This window comes from Calditrichota bacterium (genome assembly GCA_013152715.1).
Lineage (GTDB): Bacteria > Zhuqueibacterota > Zhuqueibacteria > Thermofontimicrobiales > Thermofontimicrobiaceae > 4484-87.
In genome coordinates this window covers 1-10,590 of sequence record JAADFU010000082.1, presented here as the reverse complement: position 1 = coordinate 10,590, position 10,590 = coordinate 1, and the positions used below count along the sequence as shown (strand labels likewise).

General features: G+C 46.8%; 5 protein-coding genes. All 5 read right to left on the bottom strand.

Annotated features, from left to right (window positions below; translation table 11 throughout):
* The coding region (locus tag GXO74_06350) for a hypothetical protein (protein ID NOZ61284.1) at positions 1 to 677 on the bottom strand (677 nt) is incomplete at its 3' end.
* Positions 678 to 893: 216 nt separating this feature from the next.
* Positions 894 to 1,961, bottom strand: coding sequence for a UDP-N-acetylglucosamine 2-epimerase (non-hydrolyzing) (gene wecB / locus GXO74_06345; GenBank protein ID NOZ61283.1), 1,068 nt, complete (start codon positions 1,959 to 1,961; stop codon positions 894 to 896).
* The gene (locus GXO74_06340) at positions 1,958 to 3,229 is read right to left on the bottom strand and encodes a hypothetical protein (GenBank protein ID NOZ61282.1); all 1,272 of its coding nucleotides are present in this window, start codon (positions 3,227 to 3,229) and stop codon (positions 1,958 to 1,960) included. The genes wecB and GXO74_06340 overlap by 4 nt, the downstream gene beginning before the upstream one ends.
* A gap of 7 nt (positions 3,230 to 3,236) precedes the next feature.
* Positions 3,237 to 5,225, bottom strand: coding sequence for a hypothetical protein (locus tag GXO74_06335; GenBank protein ID NOZ61281.1), 1,989 nt, complete (start codon positions 5,223 to 5,225; stop codon positions 3,237 to 3,239).
* Positions 5,226 to 5,471: 246 nt separating this feature from the next.
* Positions 5,472 to 10,559, bottom strand: a complete 5,088-nt coding sequence (locus GXO74_06330; GenBank protein ID NOZ61280.1) for a T9SS type A sorting domain-containing protein — start codon at positions 10,557 to 10,559, stop codon at positions 5,472 to 5,474.
* Positions 10,560 to 10,590 lie beyond the last annotated feature (31 nt).

Sequence of the window (10,590 nt, the reverse complement as noted above, 5' to 3'; positions counted from 1 at the left end):
TTGAATTTACCGAAAGTCACCTGAAATTTTCTATTGCCGGCGCGAATGTAGGCTTCTGTTTCATCGTGGTAAATGTAATCAGGCGAAGTTGCGCGCACAAATCCCAGTCGCGGCAACGTGTAATTTCCCAGCCGATATTTTTGCGTGCCCCATTCCTTGTTATCCCGAAAATCGAAGAAAAAGCTCAGGTAATTCGTCAAGCATCCGTAAGCGCGAATGCCGTTGGTGAAATGGTGATGCTCCGTGCGGACGTCAGAATTCCAGACCGAATTGAGCGTACGATAGCGAAAAACAGGATCGCCGAAAATCTGCACCTCGCCGTCTTTCCAGGAAAATAAATTGCGCCCGTTCCCGTAAATCCATTTTGGCAGCCAACCGGAAAATAAGCGCCAGTTTTTTATTTTGTCGATTCGGGAGTTGTGGTTCACGCTGAAATTATTTGGCAAATCATCCTGAAATTGGAACAGCAAATAATTAAGCTCGTCTTTTTCCTCTTCCGTCAAAAATTCGGAAGCCGCGTTTTTTTGAAATATTTTTTTTAGATATTCCGCAGCGGCTTTCCGCGACAATGGCAGACTTCCAGGCGGCGTCAGTGCCAGCGATTTTCGGGCGCTCAGGCGTTCGATGAATGAGTAAACCCGATGATTCAAAGGCACAAATGGTGATTGTGCGTGCAAGATGGTACACAAAAAAAAGATTACAATCAAAATGACCGAGAAAAAAGTGTGCCCCACCTTTGAGGTGGAGTACACTTTTGGAATTTTTGGAAAAAATCTTAAACGATTTATTTGAAATGCTTTTTTTTTCATAAATTTACTCTTGCTCTCACAGCGACGCAAAACCACAAAGCATTGGAAGTGTGCCCCACCTTTGAGGTGGGTACACTTGCACCTTTAAAAATTATCTAAAATTTCACAAATCTTCTCCGCGGCGTGGCCATCTCCGTAATGGCCTTTTTGCTCTGAATGCGGTTGAAAATTTCTCATGGCATCCAAAATTAAATCATAGTCTGAACCCACGATGCGGTTCCAGCCATCTGCCACTGTTTCCACCCACTCGGTTTCGCTGCGCAGCGTGATACACGGCACCTGATAAAAATAGGCCTCTTTTTGCACGCCGCCGGAATCAGTGAGAATTTTGTTTGCCTTTTTCTCCAGTAAAATCATTTCCAAAAAACTCACCGGTTCGGTCAAAATCGCCTGCGGTGCATTCTCCAATTTTTCCATTAAACCATATTGGCGAAGACATTTTCGCGTTCGCGGATGCGCCGGGAAAACCACTGACAGCGGCGCTTGTAAAATCGCGTCGATTATGTGCCGCATGTTGTCTTCATTGTCCGTGTTTTCCGCCCGATGCAGCGTCAACAAAAAATACTCTTTTTCCTTCACGCCAAGCTTGCTGAGAATCTCTTTTTTTGACTCCGCCAAAGGCGCAAACCGCAGCGCCGCGTCAAACATTACATCGCCAACATTGTACACATTTTCCCGAATTCCTTCCCGCGTAAGATTCTGCACCGCCGTTTCCGTCGGACAAAGCAGCAATTTGGAGACGCAGTCCGCCACAACGCGGTTAATTTCTTCGGGCATGCGGCGATTGAAACTGCGCAATCCCGCTTCCACGTGGGCCACGGGGATGTGCAATTTCACCGCTGCCAACGCCGCCGCCATTGTGGAGTTTGTATCGCCATAAATTATCACCCAGTCCGGTTTCTCCTCAAGCAAATACTTCTCCACGCCGATCATAATTTGCCCTGTTTGTTGGGCGTGAGTGCCGGAGCCGACGCCCAGATTTCTATCGGGACGGGGAATTTTCATTTCATCGAAAAATATCTGAGACATATTTTCGTCATAATGCTGACCCGTGTGCAGCAATAATTCCTGGTGTTGTTTTCGCAATGCTGCCGAGACCGGCGCCGCCTTGATGAATTGCGGTCTGGCGCCGACCACAGAAACTATTTTCAATGTCGTTTTCTCCTGAATGTTTTTCTCAATACCGACTTCACTTTTTCCAGGTCCGATTTTATGTGCTCCGTCATCGCTTTAAGTTTCTCATTTTCTTCCGGGTCAGATTTTAAATTTTCATAAAATTCCCCGGCGTAGGCCCAGAAAACGCTGAACAAAAACGCCAAAAATGTGGCAATGATGACCATTAGCTTTCTTTTAGGCCGGCTGCGCACTTCCGGCGACACAGCCTCATCCAGCGCCTGCACCGTAGGCGTGTCGCGCGCTTCCTGAATTTTCGCCTGATAGTACTGCTGATTCAGCAGTTGCCAGACGGTCTCCTGAACCTTGACTTCGCGCATCAGTTTTGCCAATTGAATCCCTACTTCCGGCACCTGCGAAAACGGGATGTAAAATTCTTTTCGTTTTTGTAGGTCTTCGTCCGTGCCGTACTGCAAATAATTGTATTGTTTTTTCAATTCTTGCAACTCTTTTTTCAGCCGAATGACGGAAATGTGATCCGCTTTCAGCGACTGCAGCGCCACGCCGAGCTCCACCTCCTTGGCGATAATTTTCCCTTTTAATTCGCCCGCTTCCTGAATCGCGGCTTCGGTCTGCGCTTCCAGAGAGATTGCCTTATACTTTTCTTTGAACCGCGCTAACTCCTCGGAGGCTTTCGCCAGCTTTTTTTCTGTAATTTTAAGCTGCGCCTCAATGTACAGCCGCGAGTTTTTCGCCCGGGAATTGGATTTTTCTTTGTTTATTTTATCCAACTCCGCCACAAAGGCGTTGGCGACATCCGCGGCAAGATGCGGGTCAGGCAACTCCACCTCCAGCGTGACAATTCCTTCCTGCGATGCCTCCACGTAAATTTTCTTGCGTAGCGCTTTCCTCCCTTTTTCCAGACTTTCGTAGCCCAGAATATCCAACAGCGTGCGTTTTTTTGCTTTTTTCCCGCCACGGGGAAATTCAAACACTCTTTGCAAAACGCCGTCCAATACGGAGCGGCTTTTGAGAATTTGCACGAACAAATCAGACGTCGTGCTCGTTTCCGTGAGCAACATGCTGGAGAGTGGCGTGTTGGACAGCGCGGTCAAAAGTCCCGAAGATGGCGCCTCTTCCGGCGGTAAAATTGTGGTACGGGCTTTGTAATACGAGGGCATGACAAAGCTAACGAGCAGCGTCAAAATTGCCACCAGAAAAACATTTCTGTAAATCATGCGCCGCCGCTTTATCAGCACGTGCAAATAATCTAACAGATCGATTTCCTCGCTCTTTTTTTCATTCATGGGCAAATTATTTCCTTATGGCTTGTTGTACGACAATATAAACCGTTGCCACCTGTGCCACGACAGCGATAGTCTGGCGAAAGATTTCCCACCAATCCCGATCCGGTCGACGCGGCACCCAGATAATGTCGCCGGGGTCGAGGCGTTTCACATCCTCGTCGTCAATAATCTCTCCGGAAACTTTCGTCACTTTGATGCTGCGTTTTTTTGCGTCCCAGGTGACGCCGCCGGCTTTTCCCAGATAATATTTGATATCTTTCCCGGGTTCGTACAAAACGCCGCCGGGCCGTGACACTCTTCCGGTAACGTAAACCACGTCCGGCGTTTCCGGGACATTAATCACATCGCCGTCTTTGAGCGTAACATTTTCACGCATGTCGCCTTTGATGCACAATTTATAAAAATCTACCACAATGCGGCCTATGTCCTGCGTGTTTTCCTTCATCACCAAATATTCGTATTCAGACTCGGTCAACTGATCCCGCGGAATTTGCTTGAGCCGCAAATATTCTTTGTCAATGGTCAATTTCGAGCTGCGTCGAATCAGCGACGCCTCTCGAATCAGAGCCCTGTCGGTAAAACCGCCGGCTTTTTTCATGACCTCAAACAAAGTCGTCGTGTCTTCCGTGATGGCGTAAGTGCCGGGAAATTGCACCTCGCCGCGAACTTCAATGACGGGTCCGACCTCCCATTCCGGAATTTTGCGAATGAAAACGCGGTCGTCTTCTTCCAACAAAACATTTTCTTCACACTGGGGATTCGCTAAAATTTTCTGCAAATCTAATTTGATAAATTTAGTCGCTTTTTTGGGATCAATTTTCGCCACTTCGCATTCCAGCAAATAGGCGCTGCGCGTCAAATTTCCCGCCTTGTGAATCAGATCGACAACGTGCAAATTTTCTTCAAACGGAAAAGTACCAGGCCTTTTCACTTCGCCGTGAATGTGAACGAATTTCGGATGCGTCTGGTCAAGGATGGAAAAAACATGTACTTTGTCGCCATTTTTCAGAAGATAGTTTTCCTCACAGCTATCATTTTCCGCAATGTGTTGGTAGTTAACGAAATGGACTTCCCGATCGCCACTTGGCAACAAGCGGCTGATTTCAACGTTATCAAGATAAGCCAGATCAGTAAAGCCGCCAGCCAATGCGATCAATGCAGAAAGTCGCTCTGTGCTGTCCGTTTTGAGCTCAAACCGCGCCTGGCGTTTTACTTCCCCGTCGATGGCGACAATGGCATCAATGAGCGGCACGACAATTTTGTCCCCCGGCTGAAGAAACAGGTCCGAGGGCGCCTCGCCTTTTAATAAAAATTGATAAAGATCGACGTGGGTAAATATTTTTTCGCCTCGGTAGAGTTCGATATTTCTCAGTGAACCGCGATCCGTGGGACCGCCGGCAATCATGATCGCGTCGAGAACCGTGTTGACTGAAGTTAAGTAATATTTTCCCGGACGATTCACGTCGCCAGCCACCGCTACCGGAAATTTCTTCGGTTCAATGACCATCACATTCACGGAAAAATTGTCATAATATTTGGAAAACTCACGGCTGAGAAATTTCTGGAATTCATTCAATTTCATGCCGGAAACAAAATACATGCCCACCGTGGGAATATAAATTTTTCCTTCCACGTTGACAATAACGTCAAAATTTTGCTGACTTTTCCCCAGCAGATAAATTCCCAGTCTGTCGCCGGGGCCCAGCCAGTAATTTTCCGGGAACATACCACTGCCAAAGCTGAGAATGCTCTCGTAAGGGCTGCTCTCGGTAAAAAAATTGCTGCCGAAAAGCGGAAGCCTCGTTTTTTGTTGAGAAGCAGGCTTGACAGCAGAAGCAGCCCGCTCCTGCGGCAGAGAAATGCCTGTCGGAGACGTCGCCGGCTGCTCCTGAGAGAAAAGAGTATTCCGACTAAAAACGCCGACAACGAGAAAAGTCAGCACGAGCCATAGATTTTTTTGAACAAGAAAATTGCTAAAATTTTGCTTCAATTTCATTTTCAACTTAACTCCAAATTAATCAATTAAAAATATAGAAATTTTTAATCATATTAGCAATGATTTTTTTTTATTTGTGAGATTATTCCGGCATTAATTTTTTTCACTACCAAGACGCGCGGCATGAAGTTGTCATTATTAATTTTTGGTAAATTTATTCCGAACAATTAAAGCCCCGCCGACATTTCCACGCTTATCGACGGGGCTAAAGAACCGACTCGAAAATAGCCGTTCACTAAATTTTTATTAGCGGATAAACAGCATTTTTCGCACCTTGCGAAATACGACGCGGCCGCCCAGTGATTGATCATTTTTCAGCGCTGTCATTCTCATGAAATAGACACCGGTGGCGACGACCATTCCGTTCGCGTCTTTGCCGTCCCAAAGCATTAAGTAGCGGCCTGGCGCTTTGTCCCTATCCAGCAAAACGCGTACTTGCTGCCCCAGAATGTTGAACAATTCAATTTTAACGTGCGTTTCTTCCGAGACGGCGAATTGAATTTTCGTTTCGGCGTTGAACGGATTGGGGTAATTCTGAATCAACTGAAATTTTTGTGCTTCGCTGCGGGAAAGCGGATCGTCCATGCCGTCCGGCAGCAAATTTTTGTCCTCGGACTCCGGTTTGATAATGACGACGTACATTTTTTCGATTGACTCTGCGCCGGCAGCCATGTTTCCGCCCAAAATCACAAAGCCGGTGTCCAGTTCCGCCTGCCACAAATCGAGAGTACCAAATTCGCCGTCAAAGCCGATCTTTTCGCCCGTACGGTAAAATTTATCGATGAGCCAATCCGGATAATTTCTCACATCCGGATCAACGCCGACAAAAACAGTCGCCTTCTTTTTCAAGCGAAATGCCAGAAAGGCGCTGTTGGTACTATTCGCATCTGCCTGAGCTGTGCGAATCCACAACCCACCCAGGATTTTTTTCGGCACGGATTGAATTCGTTCGTTAGCGTCCAGATAGCAGGTGTCGCCGACACTCAAATAGGCAAACTCGTAACGCGCAGGAATCAAATTGTCCGCGATAAAATCTGTCTCTGGCGGCAGCGTGTAAATCAATCGTTGCGGCTGCACGATTCTATTGGGCGGATCCGCGCGGTCGGCGATTCCGGTTATTAAAATCTGATACGTTTTACCCGGCTCATGGGCATCAGTTTCCAGAATCACTCTTTGCAAACTACTGTCCAAAAGCGCGCTGCGAATGGCGACGTACGGATTGATGAGATAATTCGCCACATTTTCAGCGCTTTCCCGGCTCACAATTTCGTCGAACGTTACCTCCAATTGCATGGCATTTTTCAATTCACAATTTTCTGCCACGGGCGGTGTTTTGTCGGTCTGGAAAAAGTAATATTCCTGTACCGTATTCGCCCTGATGATATTGGGAATCGGCGCCGTGTCTTTAATTCCGTTCACTGTAATTCGATAATACAGCCCGCTGCTGTGCGTTGAAGTCGTCAGATACACGCTATTTGAATTTTCGCCCAACTGGGCGGCGACAACGGCAATTCCTTTGTCAATACTGTAATTGGACAACAGTTCTGCGCTTTTGCGATTCAAAAATTCAGAAAAAATCAGCTTTAGCTTTGTTGCACTGAGCGGTTCCACGGACAACAATCGCGGCGCAGTAAAATCCTGCGGATTGAAAACGAACTGATAGCTTTTGCTCGCCGTCAATGTGTTCGCCGGAGTCGCCAAATCGCTGATTTGCTGCGCGGAAATTTCGTAAACTTGATTCTGCCGCAGAGGACTGGTTGTCAGCGCAATTGTTCGCAAATCCATCAATCGCTCAGCGCGAGAAATTTCCACGCCGGCATTGATTTGATAATTTTCTGTTTTTTGCGCCGAATTCAGATCCACGCCTTCGGTAAACTGAACAAGAATTTTGTTCGCTGCGGCAGCGCGGACAAAATAAATTTCAGGCGGTGTGTTATCCTCAGATTGGAATTGATATTGAAATTTCGTATCAGCGCTAATCACATTTGCCGGCGAGGCAAGGTCCCTGATATTCTTCAATTTCATCGTGTACCAGACGCCCGGCACATGATTTTCGGTTGTCAAAATGACGCTGTTTTCTTCAACGTTAAAATTTGCCGAATAGATTGTTACCGCCGGGCTGATAAGGTAATTCGCTGTCCTTTCTGCGTCACTTTTTTCCACCAGTTCGCTAAACACGAGCTCCAATTTATTCTGTGAAATGACGCGCCAGTCAGCCACAACAGGCGGGACACGATCATTGGGATGAAAATAATAACTGACGCGATAATTTTCGCGGATGAGATTCGGGTTCGGCGCCAGATCCTCAATGCCGGACACTGATAGCAAGTATTCCCCGGCAACGTGCGGCGTTGTTTGCAAAAACAGTGTCTTTCCATCCCGCGCCAGCGAAGCGGATAAAACCTGAACACCGCGATCAATTTGATAATTTCCGATTTCCTCTGCCGTGTTTCTGGCAACGGATTCGCTGAACAAAATCGTGAGCGTGGTGTCCGAATTCACCGTCAGTTCGGCGACTTCCGGCGGCATGACATCGCGCATACTTACCGTTGCCGAAAGTTCATGGGAAAAATTGCTTTCCATGCCATAATTATTTACTGCCGTGATTGCAGCAAAATAGGTCACACCTTCCGACAAATTCACCAGCGTGAATGACAACCTGTCTCCGGCTTCGACGACGGTATTGTAATTTTGTGACTGGATGCCGTAATAAACTTTGTAACTGACAATGTTATTGCTTCCGCACGAATCCCAGTGCGCCACTAATCCGCCATCGCCGTTAGCTTCCAGTGAAACGAAATTGACAATCTGTGGTTTATCAGGATTTTGCTTGACAAAGATATAATCCACGCGCGTATCCGCTGCAATTTTGTTGTGGAGATCGGACATATCCTCGATATTTTCCACGGCCAATTGATAGCCTTCCCCATTTTCGTGTTGAGAAGTCTTCAGCGTCACCTTCGTCATGCTCAAATCGATCGTCGCCCGAAAAATTCTAATTCCTTTGCTAATTTTGTAGTTTGCAGTATCCGTCGCCATTTCCGGGACGACCGGCTCGGAAAATATTACCTCCACTTGGTTTTCTTCGCTTGCCTGCACAGAAGCAATTGTCGGCGGCGTCAAATCTTCAACCCGATAGAAAATCTTTTTCTCTTGTTGCAGTGCGTTCGGCTGCGGCGCACAGTCTTTGATATTTTTCACCGCCAACATATAATCACCTGGCTTTTGTTTCTCGGTAAAAATGTGCAAAACTCGCTCATTTATTTCCAGAGAAAGTGATTGAATTTCCACAGGGATATTTTCACCGCCGCCAGCGAGAGTCTGGTCGTTTTGGTTAAAATTTCTCTTCCCGCTCAATTGCCAAACATCGACATCTGACGCCACGGTTTTGATTTGAAAATTATTCGCATTTTCCGCCGATATTTTTTGCACCCGTTCGTTGAAAACAACCTTCAAATGATCAGTATCAACAACTTCAACCTGACTGACATCAGGAGCCAGTCTGTCGGTATACGAGTAAGTGAAATAACTGTGAGGCAAAATCGTGTTCGGCTGTTGCGCACGGTCCTTGATATTATCTATTATAATAATGTAATTTCCCGGCTGATGCGCAGTTGTGGTTAAAATTGCCGTTGCCTCCGAAGAATCCAGCCGCGCCGCCTGCACTTCGATGTTGTTGTTAATGGAATAGTTCGCGATATTTTCAGCGCTCTCTGCAGTTACTTTCTCGCTGAAACTTACACGCACTTCCGTGGGCATTGCAGCCTCTACGCCGGTTATTGTGGGTCTGATTTGATCCACATATTCGTAGCTCAATGCAGTCCCTGAATCAATTAAATTTTTCTGACTCGAAATATCTTTGATATTGTTCAAATGCAACACGTAGCTTCCTTCGGCATGATGCGCTGTCAGCAAATGAACGGTTACTGTGTCCTCGTCTAAAGTAGCTGATAAAAGTGAAACTTCCGGCGAAATACGATAGTTGGCGACATTTTCCGCGGAGTTTCTTTCCACCGGTTCGCTAAAACGCACATCAATTTGACTGTCCGCAACCACTGTCGCAGAAATTGCTTCCGGAACGATGTGGTCGACATAATTGTATGTCAGCGTCTGAGTCGGTATCACATTCGGATTCTGCGCCCTGTCTCTGACATTTTGAAGCTGCAAATGATACTCGCCCTCGTTGTGCAGCGAAGTCGTGAGCCGTGCCTGAACGCCATTATTTTCCAGGTTGACGGAAAGCACGTTGATGCCGCGATTAATTGAATAGTTGGAAGTTTTCTCCGCATCGGCGGAATTCACTGGTTCGCTAAAATTGACAATGACAGTCGTCGGCGCGATGGCTTCCACCGACGTCATTCGCGGCGGAACTGAATCCACAAATTGGTAGGAAACTGTCGTGTGCGCCGCGATGAAATTCGGCATCTGCGCGCGATCACACAAATTATTCATTTCCAACTGATAATTCCCTTCGCCGTGGGAAGTCGTTCTCAGCATCACCGTTTTCCCGTCGTGCGCTAATTTCGCCGACAGAATCTGAACACCGTTATTGATGGCATAATTTGCCTTATTTTCAGCCTTTTGTTGAGCCATTGGTTCGCTGAATAAAATCTTCACCGTATCTTCCGCTACGGCGTTCACACTAACAACTGTCGGCGCGGTCGTGTCGATGTAGTGGTATTCCAAAGTCGTATTTTGAGCAATGGAATTAGGCTGCAGCGCGCGATCCTTGATGCCATTCAGCGTCAAATGATAGCTTCCCTCGCCATGCGGAATTGTTTGTAATTCCACAGAAACGTTGTCGGACAAAAGTGTGGCGGAAATAATCTGAATATTTCTGTCAATTGAATAATTGGAGACTTTTTCCGCTGAGTTTTTTTCCACCGGTTCGCTGAACCTGATTCGCAATTCTGTCTCAGAAATTACCTGCAAATTTTTCACTGTGGGCGGAAATTTATCTTGGTACGGATACGAAACAACAGTGCCGTCAGCCAGCGGATTCGGATTTTTCGCCCGGTCAGTAACGGAGTGTACAGCAAGCTGATAATTTCCTTCGCCGTGAACGCCGGTAGCAAGAGTTATCTTTTTGCCTGTTGAATTCAAAACTGCACTCAAAATCGGCACTGATGGTGTGATTTGGTAGTTGGAAATTTTTTCTGCCGAGGTCTTTTCCATTGGCTCTGAAAATTGTACTTCAACAGTCGTGTCCGTCGATGCCCGCACAGAAATCACCTGCGGCGGAAAACGATCAACGAACTCATAGCTCAATTGATTCTGTCCGGCAATTTCATTCGGCGCTTTGGCACGATCCTTCACTTTAACCACCGTCAACATGTACGTTTGCTCCGCGTGAGGCGTGGTTTTC